The sequence below is a fragment of the Mucilaginibacter sp. KACC 22773 genome, assembly GCF_028736215.1.
In the GTDB taxonomy this organism is placed as follows: domain Bacteria; phylum Bacteroidota; class Bacteroidia; order Sphingobacteriales; family Sphingobacteriaceae; genus Mucilaginibacter.
Genome location: NZ_CP117883.1, coordinates 3982658 through 3998999, shown reverse-complemented (window position 1 = coordinate 3998999; position 16342 = coordinate 3982658). Strand labels below are relative to the sequence as shown.

The 16342-nt window shown below is 43.0% G+C and carries 10 protein-coding genes; 9 read left to right on the top strand and 1 reads right to left on the bottom strand.

The genetic code is table 11. From position 1 onward, the window contains the following. The first annotated feature begins 3 nt into the window (after positions 1–3). The 7 genes from PQ469_RS16445 to PQ469_RS16415 all read left to right on the top strand — a co-directional run bounded on the left by PQ469_RS16445 (position 4) and on the right by PQ469_RS16415 (position 10879). Positions 4–1527 carry a RagB/SusD family nutrient uptake outer membrane protein gene (locus PQ469_RS16445; protein WP_090652883.1) on the top strand — a complete coding sequence of 508 codons (1524 nt, stop codon included), beginning with the start codon at positions 4–6 and terminating at the stop codon, positions 1525–1527. 30 nt (positions 1528–1557) lie between these two features. Beyond that, entirely contained in the window at positions 1558–2280 is a 723-nt protein-coding gene (locus PQ469_RS16440) for a class I SAM-dependent methyltransferase (protein WP_274208652.1), read from the top strand. Between the two features lie 39 nt (positions 2281–2319). Further along, the gene (locus PQ469_RS16435; RefSeq protein ID WP_274208651.1) at positions 2320–3942 is read left to right on the top strand and encodes a DUF5008 domain-containing protein; all 1623 of its coding nucleotides are present in this window, start codon (positions 2320–2322) and stop codon (positions 3940–3942) included. Between the two features lie 29 nt (positions 3943–3971). Then, positions 3972–5675, top strand: coding sequence for an alkaline phosphatase family protein (locus PQ469_RS16430; RefSeq protein WP_274208650.1), 1704 nt, complete (start codon positions 3972–3974; stop codon positions 5673–5675). Between the two features lie 24 nt (positions 5676–5699). Next, positions 5700–7124 carry a PA14 domain-containing protein gene (locus PQ469_RS16425; RefSeq protein ID WP_090652887.1) on the top strand — a complete coding sequence of 475 codons (1425 nt, stop codon included), beginning with the start codon at positions 5700–5702 and terminating at the stop codon, positions 7122–7124. A 28-nt stretch (positions 7125–7152) separates the two neighbouring features. Beyond that, positions 7153–7965 carry a PKD domain-containing protein gene (locus tag PQ469_RS16420; protein WP_274208649.1) on the top strand — a complete coding sequence of 271 codons (813 nt, stop codon included), beginning with the start codon at positions 7153–7155 and terminating at the stop codon, positions 7963–7965. Positions 7966–8401: 436 nt separating this feature from the next. Continuing rightward, positions 8402–10879: a glutaminase family protein gene (locus PQ469_RS16415; protein ID WP_274208648.1), complete on the top strand. Its 2478-nt coding sequence runs from the start codon at positions 8402–8404 to the stop codon at positions 10877–10879. Between the two features lie 333 nt (positions 10880–11212). Here PQ469_RS16415 and PQ469_RS16410 read toward each other — a convergent pair whose 3' ends face one another. Further along, positions 11213–12313, bottom strand: a complete 1101-nt coding sequence (locus tag PQ469_RS16410; protein ID WP_274208647.1) for a hypothetical protein — start codon at positions 12311–12313, stop codon at positions 11213–11215. 679 nt (positions 12314–12992) lie between these two features. On the opposite strand from PQ469_RS16410, the gene PQ469_RS16405 reads away from it, so the two are divergent. Then, on the top strand, positions 12993–14702 hold the full coding sequence (locus PQ469_RS16405; RefSeq protein ID WP_274208646.1) for an alpha/beta hydrolase: 1710 nt from the start codon (positions 12993–12995) through the stop codon (positions 14700–14702). A gap of 29 nt (positions 14703–14731) precedes the next feature. Next, positions 14732–16333: a M81 family metallopeptidase gene (locus tag PQ469_RS16400; protein WP_274208645.1), complete on the top strand. Its 1602-nt coding sequence runs from the start codon at positions 14732–14734 to the stop codon at positions 16331–16333. Positions 16334–16342: the final 9 nt, after the last annotated feature.

The following is a 16342-nucleotide window of genomic DNA, read 5'->3' as shown; positions in this document are numbered from 1 at the left end:
ATCATGAAAAAAAGTATTTTATACATTTTAGTAATTACAGGAAGTTTCTGTTTACCTGCCTGTAAAAAGTTTTTGAACATTCAACCTATTGATAAGTTAACGGGCAACAATTTTTACCGCTCAAAAGAGGATGTTATTGCCAATATATATGATCTTTCGCGGCTGTTTTTTGGGAAGATCAACGAAACTCATTTCATAGGCGCTACCGGCGAATACCGCTCTGGCGAGGTAATGCACGAAGCACAATCAGATCTGGGGCCGGCCCGTGAGTATGTTGAAGTATTGGGCAGAAACGATTTGCTGGGCCTTATCAACGGTAACCCGCCATGGAATTTTTACAATTTTTATAAAATTACCAACTGGACAGGTTATTACCAGGTAATACAGGGAGCCAATATCCTGATATCTAAACTGGACGAAGGCATACCCGGAGTATCCACCACTGAGAAAAACCAATTTAAAGGCGAAGCGGCTTTTATACGGTCGCTGGCTTATTTCTTTATGGTACGGCTTTATGGCGATGTACCTTATTATACCGATGCTTTTCATTCCACGTCTTTACCCCGTGAAAACATGGTTTCGGTTTTAAATAAATGTATTGCCGACCTGAAGATATATAAAGACAACATGCCCTGGACTTACTCGGACCCAGCCCTGAAAGGGGTACGGGCAAGCAGGGGCAGCATCATCGCATTGATGATGAATATGAATATGTGGAATGCCGGTTTTGATAAGGCAAATGCCAATAAGTATTACCAGGAAACTGTCGATCTGGGCCAGGAGCTCATTAAAAGCAATGCTTACAGGTTATTGCCAATTGCAGAATGGGCCACGGTTATTAAAGGGCGTTCGGATGAAAGCCTCTTTGAATTTTACCGCAGCATTAACTATGGCGATGCAAACTCAAACATAGCACCCATTGGCGATATGTTTTTGCATTATCCCTACAAACGGCCGGAGTATACGCACAGGATAAGCTTTGCTTATTTCCGCGGAGAATATATGCAAAAACTATATCCCGGAACTGCAGATAAACGGGCGACAGTATGGTTTAATGAAGACATATATGCCGATAACGGAAAATTCATGATGCTAAAATTTGCTCAGAATGCATTTGCAACGGGCGAAGAAGATAGTAACCCCGATAATACTTTTATGATTTTCAGGTATGCCGGCGAAATTTTACTATGTGCCGAAGCAATGGCCGAATTAGGGCAGGATAATGAGGCAATAGCGTTGGTTAACAAAGTGAGGGACAGGGCCGAAGCTTCGCAATATTCCGGTTCGGGCGGCCAGGATCTGAAGGACTTTATCTTTTTAGAAAGATCACGCGAATTGATGGGCGAAGGGCATCATTATTTCGACCTGGTACGCACCCGCAGGATACTTAGCAGCGAGTGGTCATATAATGTATTAACGTTAGACAAATTTAACCGCGGTGCCTGGACATGGCCTATCAGCAGCGATGCTTTAACCAATAACCCTTTCATGACACTAAATGCCTATTGGGTAAACGGTGGTAATTAAAACATAGTTAATAGAATAATGATAACAATTATGAGAAATATAATTATTGTTTGTGCCGGTTTATTATTGGCACTTACCGGGTGTAAACGGGATGAGTACTATAGGGATGGAGGGAAAGCCAATCCCGATTATCCCGGAGACATGTTTCAATATTTAGAAGCAAAAGCTGTTCCGTTTGATACCATTGCGCAAATTGTGAAGTTAGCGGGACTTGAGAGTACTTTTCACCAAACTGATTTTACCTTTTTTGCCCCGGATGACGATGTTATAAAAAGAACAATCGGCAATGCAAAAACCCCGGGCTCGTTAAACCAGTTTCTGTTTGACGTAGGGCGCGATACGGTGAAAAGATTAGCGGATATCGATTCATTAATCTGGCGTAAATACCTGCAGCGCTATATGTTTAAAGGGATAAACCGGCTTAAGGATTATCCGCAGATCGACCTCGATCTTCAAAATCAATATCCCGGCGCCTTGTATTATTCATATAGTGGCGATGTATGCAACATCGGGGTTATTTACGGCGATGCGAACAAGGTTAGATACATAGGACCGCGCAGCCTCATCATCAGCTATGTGCTTGACATAAACAATGCCGAAAACGCGGTTTTTCGAACATACATATCGTCATCAGATATTAAACCGAAAAATGGGGTAGTGCACACGTTGCAGTATAACGGGGCATACTTTGGGTTCGATAAAAACGATTTCTTCACTGATGTTTACAATACAGGGCTTCATTCATCCAATTAAAATATTTGCGTTGATGTTTGATTAATAACGAATTGACATATGAAAAAAATCAGATACATAATAATACTTGCCATGGCAGCCTTAGTTATACAAAGCTGCAAAAAGACTAAGGAGACCTTTGAAGCTCCTTATGGCGACGGCAAGCCGCCGTTGGGCGTTTCTCTTAGCCGCGATGCATTACCAAGCCCATCATCGGGCGCGGTAGGTGCCGAAATTACTTTTAAAGCAACCGGCCTCCTGCCTTATAAGGATAAATTGAAATTTATGTTTAACGGCGAGGAGGGGCAAATTACAGAGGTTACGGCAACAGGTATCAAAGTAAAAGTTCCGCCGTTTGGCAGTAGTGGCATTACCTCAATAGCCATAGATGACCAGTTAGTGCTGGGGCCGTTGTTTAAGGTTAACGGACTTATTAACATCGATCCTTCCTTTAGGGCTACCTTGGGTGCAAATAACTTTGTAAGCCAGATATTTCCATTGGCCGATGGCCGGAACCTGGTAATAGGCCGGTTTACCAATTACGATAACAAGGGAATTATTACGCCGCTTAACCGGATTGTAAGAACATCATCCGATGGCGAGTTTGACCGTACATTCAGAACCGGTAAAGCAGCTAACGGTGCTTTAGCCAGGGTTATGCAGATAAACTCGAAGTTTATTATCGCGGGCGGCTTTAGCGGATATAATCAACGGACAGACAATATTAGTAACATAACCAGTTTAGGCGTTGATGGCAGTGTTGATACTATAGGTATAAAAGTATACCGGAGGCCTACACAAAAAGATACCTCGAGGGATACCACCAAATATTTTCCGAAATTTAATGGCGGTACAAACGAGTTTATAAACAGGGTTTATAATCATCAAAATAAGATACTGGCGACCGGCAACTTCAGGTACTATGTACACCGCACCTATCAAAAGCCCAATCACGACTTTACAAAAGATACGGTTATTGTAGATAGTACCGAAACAAGGCAGGTGCTCCGCTTTAACCTGGATGGATCATTAGATAAAACATTTCGTTTTAACGTGGCTGCCAATAAAGGCCTGCCGGCAGCAAACGGCCCAATAGATTCATATATGCACACAGATGCCGCGCTGATAGAGAAGCTTGTGGTTTTTGGAAGCTTTACAACATTTGATCAAACCCCGGCAGGCCGTATTGTGAGGTTAAATGCCAATGGTGGCATCGATAACACATTTAAAGCAGGCTTGGGGGCCGATAACGGCATATCATCCTTAACCTATAACACCGTTACAAAAAAATATCTCATTACCGGGGTATTCAGAACATATAACGGTAAGCCCGTGATAAGTATGGCATTACTTAACCAGGACGGTAGTCTTGATGAGTCATTTGTTCCAAAAGTATTCGAGGGCGGCTACCCGGCCTTTGCAAGACAACTGGACGATGGCTTAATAGTAGTTAGCGGCGGTTTTAAAAAATATAATAAGGTAACGCGCAACGGATTTATGGTACTTAACTCCAAAGGCGATCTTGCCGGTAACTATAACACTACAGGTCCGTTTTCGGGTGGTCTGTCAGATATCATTGAAACAAAATCGGCCGACGGAAAAAGGGCGTTATACCTGATAGGTGGATTCGACAGGTTTGACAACCAGCCGGTAAATAACATTATACGGGTAACCATTGAATAAATTAAAAAAGAAATTATAACTATAAAAAGATGGGGCAGAAGAAAAAATACCAGGGAATAGTGTTTGGAATAATGTGTTCCATACTGGCCATTGCGGTAATATCCTGTAATAAAGATTTTTTAAAGGCGTTGCCTGATAAAAATTATAGCGATACCACCAGCGTAGCCTACGGTCAACGCAAAGTGTTGTATTTGATTGTTGATGGGGCAAGGGGCGTATCAGTAAACAGCGCCAATGTGCCTAATATTAAAGCCTTATTGCCAAATTCCATTTACAGTTGGGTAGCATTAAGCGATCCTGATTCAACCAGGGATGTTAGTAATTGGGCCAACATGCTAACCGGGGTAAAAAAAGAAAAGCACTTGGTTTTAAACGATAATTTAACCGGGGCGAATTTGGCAAACTACCCGGTTGTGCTTCAAAGAATAAAGGACGAAAAACCTACCGCCAAAATGGTAGCATTTTCGTCTTCGGCAATCTTTAAAAATAATTTTACCACGGGGGCCACTGTAAGTGAATTGTTTGACACTGATGAGCAGATTAAAACAGCTGTTGTAAATGATATCAATACCGATACTGCAAGCTTGATTTTAGGGCATTTTAATGATATCGACGAGGCCGGCGCCAAATACGGTTATGATAACTCGGCTCCCCAGTATAAGGCCGCTATTGAAAAGTTTGATGGCCATGTAGGTGCTATAATGGATGCATTAAAAAAACGCAAGAATTATCAGAATGAAGAGTGGCTGGTAGTTATAGCTTCAAGTGGCGGTGGTAAGTTTGCCATACCGGCAAATCAAAACGACAACACAGTTTTTAGCAATACAGCGGCCAATACCTTTACTATTTATTATAGTACAAGGTATAAGCAACGCGTAATAGGAAAACCATTTACCGGAAACCGTTACTTAGGTAAAACAGTAAGGTTGTACGGTGAATCGGTAAGGGCTGAAATTGATACAGCTGATGTGTTTAACCTTGGCGATACTACCAAATTTACCATTGAGCTAAAGGTTAAGAAAAATGCGGATAAGTTTTTTTGGCCAAGCATTTTGGGAAAAAGGCGCGAGTGGTCAGCCGGGCACCCAAGTGTGGGCTGGGTAATTTACCTGGAAGATGCCTATTGGTACTTTGAAATGAGAGGTACAAAAGATGGCGATTACAGGCAATGCAGGGGAGCCGATTTGCAAAAAGGCAGATGGCATAACTTATCTGTTAAATGCGAGATCCGTGCGGGCAAACGCTTTATCAGAACATATACCGACGGTAATTTTAATAACGAAATGGAAATTACATCATCGGGAAGCCTTGATAATAATAACCCCCTGAAATTGGGTTTTTTAAACGGTAACGGACATGGTACACCAGACGTGTATGTAAGCGATATCAGGTTTTTTAAAGTAGATGTACCGGATGCGGTTATTGGCAATTACGCTTGCGAAACATCTATTTCAGAAGGGCACCCTTATTACAGTTTTCTTGCTGCCTACTGGCCGGGAACCGACGGGCAGGGCGATAAATTGAAAGATGTTGGCCCGCAGGCCCGTGATTTTCAATTAAAGGGAGATTATAAATGGGAAGATTTTAACGACCTGATATGCCCGCCGCCGGCCGAAGCGCTTGCTGTATTTGTGCCGCAAACAACAGATATACCTGCGCAAATAATAAACTGGTTCCGGATTCCTAACAGGCAAAGCTGGGGGCTTGATGGCAGAGTTTGGTTAGATCAGTAAAATTAATACACAATAAATTAATTGATGATGAAAAATTATATATACAGTATATTACTTGGGATAACCCTTATCACTGTTTCCTGTAAGCATAATAACCTTGACGACGTAGGTTTAATTAAAAATAATGCAGTAAGTATTTCTGGTGATGGTGTTGTTGTTGCGGGAGTAACAAAGGATAATGAAACGGTAAAGGTTCCGTTTAAAATATCACTGTCTGCGGCTGCAAGTAAAGCTTTTCAGGTAGGTATTACCCTTAATAGCGACACCGTTAATCAACTAATAGCCAACGGCACTTTAAAAAATACTATAGTATTATCTAATGGGGCTATTGATTATCCAAGTGTAATTAATGTGTCGTATGGTTCAGATACCGCTACGGGAGTTGCAATAGTAAGGCTTACAGCGCTTGAGGCTAATTATGGTAAAAATGTCGCATTTGCTTTTAAACTTACCGACCCCGGAAAAGGTAACCAGGTTAAAGCGTCCAAATCAAATATTATGGTTGTACTTAATACCAAGCAACTGATAGACGAAAAAGATATCCATTATCTTTCTATTGTAAATGGTGGCACTATTATGAGTGTTGATTATAAAAAGAATTACACTACTTCTCCGGCAGGCATTACCATACCGCTGATAGTCAATTTGTCCGGGCAGGCCGGTACTGCATTTAATGTGCACGTAAAGCTAAATACGGATACCATTAACAAGCTTGTAAGCAGCAAAATATTACCGGCTAATTCCATCAACTTAAGCCCGGCCAATTTTACTATTGATACCTTAATCAGGGTAAATTCAAATTCAAATACGGCTCAAATACGCCTACAGATAGGGTGGCCGGTTTTTGATGCCAATATCACGGCAAACAAAAAATTTGCGTTTGCAATAAGCTTAAGCGCCCCAACAAGGCATATTTTACACCCAACAAGCAGCAAAATAATTGTTTTGGTAGAGCCTACGGTTAATCTCGACAACAATTCATACATAACCGGTAATGGCACTGGCCTGAAAGCCGAGTATTTTTCAAACAATCAGCAACTTGATTTTGATGGGCGGGCGCCATCACTGGTAAGGATAGACGAAACTATTGATTTTGGCGGAGATTGGCTGCCCTCATCCATTGTCAGCAATGATAACTATTCATCAAGATGGACCGGCGAGTTTTTAGCCCCGGTTCGCGGCGAGTATATATTTTATCAAACACGCTGGGATGATGGTGCAAGGTTGTTTATTGATGGTAAAGCGGTTATCGATGATTTTACTACCCAATGGGACCTGCCAAGCAGATTTGCCAAAGTGACCCTCGAACGCGGAAAGCGATACAAGATAGAAGCAGACCACCGCGAAAATGTTGGCGGTCAACAGGCCAGGCTTGAATATGAAGTGCCATCGGCAGGCATAAACGGAAGACGGATTGTACCTAAAAGTCAATTATTTCCAGCACAGTAATCATTTATAACGATTAATAAAAATGCAAATGAAAAAGTTATTCAGCATTATATCAGCACTTATACTCATGGTAACGTTGTCGGTAGGATGTAAAAAGGATAAACCGGTAGATACTACCGTAGTTGAAGAACCTGTGCCCTTAACAGGCTTTACCGTGGCGAAGGCAGATAGTGTTGATTTTCTGAAATATCAGTTTACCAACACTTCAACCAATTATAAAGAGTTATTATGGCAATTTGGCGACGATAGCACTTCTGTTGAAAAGTCGCCGCTGCACAAATATGCATTTGAGGGCATATACCACGTAGTACTAACATCAAGAAACTCGCAGGGGCTTTCGTCGAGCCGGGAAATAATATTGAACGTAGCGGACCCTAATTTTGACAGAACAAAAGTTGGGGAAAGCTATTTTGCCACTATTGGCGGTACCCTTACTGTTTCGCGCGATAATGGCGGTGGCCCCAACTCAAACGAGGGGTCTTTAAAAGTGGTTGACGGTGATCCCAATTCAAAGTTTTTTCAATCCGGCTTTTCCGGCGACCTGGTGTTGAAGTATGAGCTTAAAACAGCTGCCCTTGCAGGGGCGTACACTTTGATAAGCGGTAATGATTCGCCCGATCGGGATCCTAAAACCTGGATATTACAAGGTTCGGAAGATGGGATAAAATGGATAAACTTACATTCGCGCACAGGGGAGTTGTTTTCTGGCCGCGCCCAGCGTAAATTATATCATTTCAATAATAATGTACCCTACAAGTTTTACAGGTTAAGCATCAAGGCAAATAACGGCAGCCGCGATTTTCAAATGGCCGAATGGACAGTAAATAAAAAGCAACCCTAAGTCTAAATATTTATGGTCGCGTTTTACTGACGCTGGACTTTTAATTTCATCAAACTAAATAAAGCAAAGTTGCGGTTGAAAAAACGGAAAATGCTTTGAGTGGCAAGACATTAAAAAGTGTCATTCTGGTTACGGTTTTTAATTTTTCAGGTATCGACGTTATGATAGATACAATTTTATTACAGGTTAAAATTGTGTTTATCATAACGCCTAAATCCGGTACTTAGCATTAAGAAATACTTTTGACTTGCAAAAGGCTCGGACGCTAATTGACAATTTGTTTACCCGAAATGGGTTACTGGAGCCATCTTTTATTGCCGAATCATAACCGTTAATTGTTAAGCATCTATAACCGCTCCGGATACACATCTTACTTAGCGCGGCGGTTAATTATTCATTTTTAAACGATAATAAATTTACAAATACATACCATTTAATGAGGACCGAAATCAATAAAATAAAAATACTTGGCTTTATAGGATGCCTTTTTGCCGGCATGTTGCTCAAAGCACAGGATCGAAAGGCGCCATCTTATCCATTGATCACACATAATACCTATTTTAGCATTTGGTCTAATACTGATAAGTTAAACGAGTCGCCTACAACACATTGGACGGGTGCCGAGCAGTCACTTTTAGGCCTGATAAACGTTGATGGCAATGTTTTCCGTTTTATGGGAATGGAAAGCCCAAATTATATAACCATTCTTCCTGCTTCAGATGAAGGCGCTTACCAGATGCAGTATACAGAAACGAAGCCCCGGGGAAATTGGAATTCACCTGAATATGCAGCTTCCGATTGGAAAACAGGTTCGGCACCAATTGGGGACGATATTAAAAACGTAAAAACCATTTGGCGCTCAAACGAAATATGGGTGAGAAGGTCGTTCAGGGTTTCCAATATGGCGGCAATTAATAAGCTTTTTTTAAAGATAAACCACGATGATAATATCCAGGTTTTTCTTAACGGGAAAAAGGTATATGTTAAAGAAGGCTGGACAAGTGATTTTCAATATATCGTGCTAAATGATAAAAATGTACTTAAGGACGGCGATAACACTATTGCTATACATTTAATGAATACTGCTGGCGGCAGGCATCTTGATTTTGGATTGGTTGACAGACAAAAAGATAAAGCTGGTAAAGTGCAGGTAACCAGGCAAAAAAATGTTGATGTAAATGCTACCCAAACCATTTATGATTTTAGCTGCGGTAAAATAGACCTGAAATTAACCTTTACCTCGCCGCTATTGATGAACGACCTGCAACTGTTTGCCAGGCCTGTGTCTTATATTACCTGCCGGGTTAAAGCAAATGATGGCAAAACACACCAGGTTAAGGTCTCCTTAAGCGCATCATCTAATATTGCTGTTTATAATCCGACCCAGGAGGTAACAACTCAAAAATACGCTACCAGTAAATTGTCGATTTTAAAAACGGGAACTATTGAACAACCGGTTTTGCAAAAAGCAGGTGACGACATGCGGATTGATTGGGGCTATTTTTATGTTGCTGCCCCCAAAACAAGCAATGCCATTCAATTTGTTACACCCGGAAAAGATGCCGCCAGCGCTTTTATAAAAGGTAATTATCAATCAACGGCTAAGCAAGGTAAAATGCTGGCATTAAATACCATTATACCTTTTGGTGCAGTTGGTAAAGCCCCGGCCGAAAAATTTCTCGAGTTGGGTTATGATGAGATTTACTCCGTTCAATACTTTAACAATAATTTGAGGCCATGGTGGAACGCTTCGGCAAAAGCAACTATTGAGGGGGAATTAACTGATGCCGCCTTGCAGTACAAAAATGTAATGGGTAAATGCGATGATCTTAATAAATCAATTTATGCCGATGCTTTAAAATCTGGCGGCGTGGAATATGCACACCTGTGTATGTTAAGCTACCGGCAAAGTATCGCTGCACATACGCTGGTTAAAAGTCCGCAAGGTGATCTGTTATGGTTGTCGAAAGAAAACAATAGCGGCGGTTTCATCAATACTGTTGATGTAACGTATCCATCAGCACCGTTATATTTAATTTATAATCCGGTACTGTTACAAGGGATGCTCAATGGCATTTTTTATTTTAGTGAAAGCGGAAAATATCCCCATCCATGGGCCGCGCATGATTTAGGAACTTATCCGTTAGCAAACGGCCAAACCTATGGCGAACCGATGCCAATCGAAGAATCTGGAAATATGATTATTTTAACAGCTGCAATTGCAAAAGCCCAGGGTAATGCAAATTATGCAAAGCTGCATTGGAAAACACTTAGCACCTGGGTTGATTATTTAGCAAAAGAAGGGTTAGACCCTAAGATGCAGTTATGTACCGACGATTTTGCGGGCCATTTAGCAAGAAATGCTAATTTATCTGTAAAAGCCATTGTGAGTATTGCCTGTTATGCACAAATGGCAGAAACGCTGGGTTATACCGAAATTGCCGGTAAGTACAGGGCCATTGCTGTTAACATGGTGCCTAAATGGATGGAAATGGCTGACGGGGGCGATCACTATGCATTAACTTTTGATGATAAAAGTACATGGAGCCAAAAATATAATCTGGTTTGGGACAAAGTTTTGAACTTAAACTTGTTCCCGCAAAAAGTATATGATACAGAAGTTAAATACTATTTAACTAAGCAAAATAAATACGGTATTCCGTTGGATAGCAGGAAATCTTATACTAAAAACGACTGGATTTTGTGGACCGCAACTTTTGCACCAACTCAGAATGAATTCCAGGCATTGATTCATCCAGTTTATAAACACGCAATTGAAACACAGTCAAGAGTACCTTTGAACGATTTTTATGACTCAAATACAGGCATCCGCGATAATTTTAAAGCCCGGAGTGTAGTTGGTGGTTTTTATATGAAAATGCTGGCTGATAAACTAAAAATGACGAAAAAGTAAATTGAAATAATAGCAGTAAATGAGATTGCTCTTTTTAATTTATTTCATAGGACAAATGTACCTGATAATTAATAGGCAAATTTATGCTTGCTAAGGATGGACTGGTCTGCCGATGCTAAAGCGATATTTCGTGTGAGGGTAAAAAACAATAAAACCGGTAATCCCCTGCGAGGTAAATTAGAAGTATTATTTGTGTACAAACGGTAGCCTTCGAGAGGGGCGGAGGGGGGGATACAAGCGAACGCTGGGTAACACACTCTTGCCGTGGCTAAATCCGGAGTACCCTCTCTTCAGAAAGGGCCTCAAACAATCGGATATTCTAACAAGGCGTCTTCACTTATTTTTAGCTGTATCCGGGCCGTAAAAAGTTGTTCCGCCAATTTGGGTGGTTACTTTTAGTTTTTGGGTGGTGGCAACTTTATTTTTTTTAACCAAGGCCAGGTATTTTTTTAAAATGGCTTTTTGCTGCGGCGTTCCTTCCTTTGCTATCAGGGTTAACTGGTCGTGAAAGGCATCTACAAACAGGGTGTCGTTGCCAAAATCTCCAAAACAGGCTATCTTTTTGGCATTAAGGTCGTCGGGCGTGTTTTGCCAGGATAGAATTTCAAGCTTATAAATGTGTTGTTTATTATCCCAAATGTACCCTACCCCAGCGTCGCCTTTTACTAATGGGATATCCGGATTTGCACACCATGCACAATCGCCATCTTTTACAGCCCCGGGAAAAAAGCTGTAAACATAATTAACGTCCAGTCTGTCTGATTCGTCGCCGCTGAACTCAAAGCTTGTGGTTACTGCCTGGTTCATATAAAGCCCCCAGCCATAAATATGAACATCATTAAGCAGGTTAAGGCATTTGTAAACCTTGTTATTTATCAGTTTGTAAAAAGTGTAACCATCTTTAAAAATTCCCGAGCCATGTTCATATACCCGTTTGAAATAAAAAACTTTATTTTTTGAAAAGTTATCCGCGATAGAAAGACTTGGCGATGAATAAAATGTATCGATATCTTCAAGGTAAAGCAGGTACCAGTTGCCATTTATCTGCTTAAAAACACAAAGGTAGGGCGACGTAATATCCCAGCCCAATAAACAAATCATTTCATCGCCCGGTTCGCCATCAAGGTTGGCAAATATTGGGTTGAAAACTCTGCCGTAGCCTTCATCAACATGTTGGGCGTGCGGATTAACAAGTGAATCAGGTTTAATGAAGCCTTCAAACTGGGTAAGCAAAGGTTTAATATTTCGGGTGTAATCAAAATGCCGCACTTTCTCTATCCAGGCCGTTGGTATAGCTATCCTCACATTATAATCATCGTGCCGGCTGGTGTCCCGGTAAATATTTTTCTCCGGCTTTGCGGGATTATTGTCATGACGGCCGCAGCCAAAAAACAAGGGAAACAGAAGCAAAATAATAGCAAAAAAGCGGCGCATGGTTAGGTTGGTATTTGGGTATTAATTTAAGGAATAAGTGCCGCATTTATTTAATAAACCTGAAATATTACACCATCTGCTAAGCCCTCAACCGGGGCTGTTCTCCTGGGCGTTCCGCTTTAGGTCGTGCTTTCTCCTTATACTTACAAGGGCTAAAGCCACCTGCCCTATATTCGGTACAATCACTAACGTGAAATTGAGTTGATAAATGAACTTTGAGTAAGCTGCTAATTCGGTTTAGCGCAACGGCTGGCTATCACCGGATGTGCTTAGAAGCCATAGATATGGTTGCTAATTCGGTTTAGCAATATAACGCTAAATCCGGAGCACCCCTCTCGAAAGCTACAGCGTGTGCACATCTAAGCTTATAGCGTCGAGAAGATATAAGCATCAAACGATACCTTGTTTTTATTGGCTGATAGTGGTTAAATGATCCAGGTACCAGAGGGACTTGCATTGGCCACAACAGGCACAAATATTTGGATGCTTCTAAATTGTACGATCAGTTTAATGTTAACCATGTTTAAATTTAAAATACTGATTATCAAATATTTAAAAAAAATAAAATTAAAATGTGTTAAGTTATGTTAACCCAATTAGATGCGTTTACCCTGTACTTTTAGATCACTTTTTTACAAACTCATCTTTTTCCCTATATTTAATCCCAAACCCGCGCTACATGAAAAAGCTGATCTTATTCATACTCCTTATCTCTCCATTTTTTGCAAACGCCCAAACATTCAGGGTAAACATCGATCCTTCGCTTGGCGAAAGCAAAGAATTGGATGGCAGGCTGTTATTGTTGTTATCAAAAAACAACAAAGCCGAGCCCCGTTTTCAGGTGAGTGACGGTGCCGAATCGCAGCTGGTTTTTGGGATGGATATCAACGGGTGGCAACCTGGTACCAGCCAATTAATAGATGTACAGGCTTACGGTTATCCGCTGGAGCGTTTGAAGGATGTGCCTGCCGGCGATTATTATGTGCAAGTGCTGTTACATAAATACGAGACCTTTCATCTTAAAACCGGCCAAACCGTAAAGCTGCCGATGGATAGGGGCGAGGGCCAGCATTGGAATATGGCGCCTGGCAATATATATTCGGCCCCGGTCAAAATTTATTTCGACCCGGCTGTTTCTAACGAATTAACGCTTAATATCAGCAAGGTTATCCCGCCTATAGAAGCGCCTAAGGATACTAAATACATCAAACACATCAAAATCCAAAGCAAACTGCTGACCGAATTTTGGGGCAGGCCGATGTATCTTGGTGCAAACATATTGATACCCGCAGGTTTCGACGAGCACCCTAATGTGAAATATCCCCTGGCTATTTTCCACGGGCATTTCCCTGCCGACCTGGAAGGTTTCAGCACTACACCGCCCGACCCGAATTTGAAACCCGATACTTCGGCGCGTTTTCATATCACAGGCTATAACAGGATAGTGCAGCAGGAGGCCTATGATTTTTACAAACAATGGACAGGGCCTGCCTTCCCGCGGGTGCTGGCCATCGAAATTCAGCATGCCAACCCGTATTATGACGATTCATATGCCGTAAACTCCGCCAATCTTGGTCCGTACGGCGATGCGATAACTTACGAATTGATCCCCGAGATTGAAAAGCAATTCAGGGGGATAGGTAAAGGATGGGCCAGGTTTATGTATGGTGGCTCCACAGGTGGCTGGGAAGTACTGGCCGCGCAGGTTTTTTATCCCAACGAGTATAACGGCTGCTACGCCGCCTGCCCCGACCCGGTAGACTTTCACCACTACATGACCATCAACCTTTATGGCGATAAAAACGCCTATTTCCTGTCGTCAGATTTTAAGCAAACACCTCGCCCCGAAGAACGCGACTACCTGGGCCATGTAGGATCGACCATGAAGGAGGTAAACCAAAGCGAACTGGCAATAGGTACACGCAGCCGCAGTGGCGGCCAGTTTGATATCTGGGAAGCCGTATTTTCGCCCATGGATAAGGATGGCTACCCCAAACGCATTTACGATAAAAATACCGGCGCTATAGATACTTCGGTTGCTGCCTACTGGCGCGAGCACTTTGATCTTACGCACATCATCCAACGCGACTGGCCAAAAATCGGCAACAGCCTGAAAGGTAAAATTCATATTTACGTAGGCGATATGGACACCTACTACCTCAACAACGCCGTTTACACCGCCGAAGACATGCTCAAAAAGCTCAATAACCCCAACTGTAACTGCGAAGTTGACTACGGCGACCGTGCCGAACATTGCTGGAACGGCGACCATACCCAACCCAACTACATCAGCCGCCTGCGCTACCACCAAATGTTTATCAAAAAATGGGCTGCCGAGGTTAAAAACAGAGCACCAAAGGGAGCGGATTTGAAGAGTTGGAGGTATTAATAGGATAAAATGCAATTTACCCAATAGCTATGTTTAAACACTCCATACCGGCAATACTATTATTTAGCCTTACTTTTTGTTTGGCGGCCACCTTGCCCAATAAACACAGACACGGTAGCAGGCCATCCGATAACAGCCCTATGGTAAAACCACTGCCCCGGATAGCCATTTGCGGACTGGGTATCGAGTCGAGTACGTTTTCGCCGGCACTAACGGATGAAGCCGCTTTTCATGCCAAATACGGGGCTGAAGTTTTTAGTTCGTACCCATTTATGGCTGCCGACTCGCCTTTGCGCAAGAGTGCGGTTTGGTTCCCGGCTTTGATGGGCAAAAGTCTGCCCGGTGGGGCGGTTACCAGGGCTGCTTATGAGTCGCTGGTTGGTAAAACTTTAGATTCGCTTAAAAAACACCTGCCTTATGACGGGTTGTATTTTGATATTCATGGCGCCATGAGCGTTGTGGGATTGGATGACCCCGAGGGCGACCTAATAACCAGGATAAGGAAAGTAGTGGGCACAAAAACGCTTATCTCCACATCTATGGACCTGCACGGCAATGTTTCCTGGCGGCTGGCCCAAAATACCGACCTGATTACCTGCTACCGCATGGCCCCGCATGAAGATGCCATGCAAACCAAACAGCGGGCTGTTGAAAACCTGATCAGCCGGATTGAAACCGGTAAAGGAAAACCGGCGTTCAAGGCCTATATCTCTATCCCTATTTTACTGCCCGGCGAAAAAACAAGCACCCGGATTGAACCCGGTAAAAGCATATACAAGGCTGTAGCCCCGGCTTCGGTACAGCCGGGCGTCATTGATGCCGCCATTTGGATTGGCTACGCCTGGGCCGATGAGCCGCGCAACCACGCCGTAGTAATGGTAACCGGCGACGATAAAGCCGTAGTAACAGCCGCCGCCGAAAAGCTGGCCCAAAACTTTTGGGATGCCCGCAAAGCCTTTGAATTTGTAGCACCTACAGGTACTTTAGCAGAATGCCTTGATAAGGCCGTAGCCAGCCCAAAGCATCCATTTTACATCAGCGATTCGGGCGATAACCCAACCGCAGGCGGGGCAGGAGATGCTACCTGGACGCTGACACAGATATTGGCCCGGCCCGAGTTTAAAACCGATGCAGGTCCATCGTTGCTGTATGCATCCGTCCCTGCGCCGCAATTGATCAAAAGCGCCATTGCCGCGGGCGTAGGCGGCCATGTGGATGGTTTGGCCGGCGCAGCAGTTGATGCCCGTTTTGCACCGCCCGTAAGGCTATCGGGTACGGTAGAATCTATCCAATACGGCGATAAGGATGCTGAAGTGGAGGCCGTGATAAAAGTGGGCAGCGTACACGTGATCGTCACCCAAAAACGCAAGCCATATCACAAAGAAATTGACTTTACCCGCCTGGGCTTAAACCCCCGCACCGCCGGTATTGTGGTAGTGAAAATTGGCTACCTTGAGCCCGAACTATATGCCATGCGCGCCGATTGGCTGCTGGCCATAACCCCCGGCGGGGTTGATCAGAACATCGAACGTTTGCCATACCATCGCATCAAGCGCCCCATGTTCCCGCTGGATAAGGACATGAAAGACCCGGATTTGAAAGCGAAGCTGGTGCCGGCGGCGGGTGAATGAATTGGATAT

Coding starts and splice junctions, on each gene's coding strand:
- PQ469_RS16445 (WP_090652883.1), top strand. CDS start 4: ATGAAAAAAAGTATTTTATACATTTTAGTAATTACAGGAAGTTTCTGT.
- PQ469_RS16440 (WP_274208652.1), top strand. CDS start 1,558: ATGAGAAATATAATTATTGTTTGTGCCGGTTTATTATTGGCACTTACC.
- PQ469_RS16435 (WP_274208651.1), top strand. CDS start 2,320: ATGAAAAAAATCAGATACATAATAATACTTGCCATGGCAGCCTTAGTT.
- PQ469_RS16430 (WP_274208650.1), top strand. CDS start 3,972: ATGGGGCAGAAGAAAAAATACCAGGGAATAGTGTTTGGAATAATGTGT.
- PQ469_RS16425 (WP_090652887.1), top strand. CDS start 5,700: ATGATGAAAAATTATATATACAGTATATTACTTGGGATAACCCTTATC.
- PQ469_RS16420 (WP_274208649.1), top strand. CDS start 7,153: ATGAAAAAGTTATTCAGCATTATATCAGCACTTATACTCATGGTAACG.
- PQ469_RS16415 (WP_274208648.1), top strand. CDS start 8,402: ATGAGGACCGAAATCAATAAAATAAAAATACTTGGCTTTATAGGATGC.
- PQ469_RS16410 (WP_274208647.1), bottom strand. CDS start 12,313: ATGCGCCGCTTTTTTGCTATTATTTTGCTTCTGTTTCCCTTGTTTTTT.
- PQ469_RS16405 (WP_274208646.1), top strand. CDS start 12,993: ATGAAAAAGCTGATCTTATTCATACTCCTTATCTCTCCATTTTTTGCA.
- PQ469_RS16400 (WP_274208645.1), top strand. CDS start 14,732: ATGTTTAAACACTCCATACCGGCAATACTATTATTTAGCCTTACTTTT.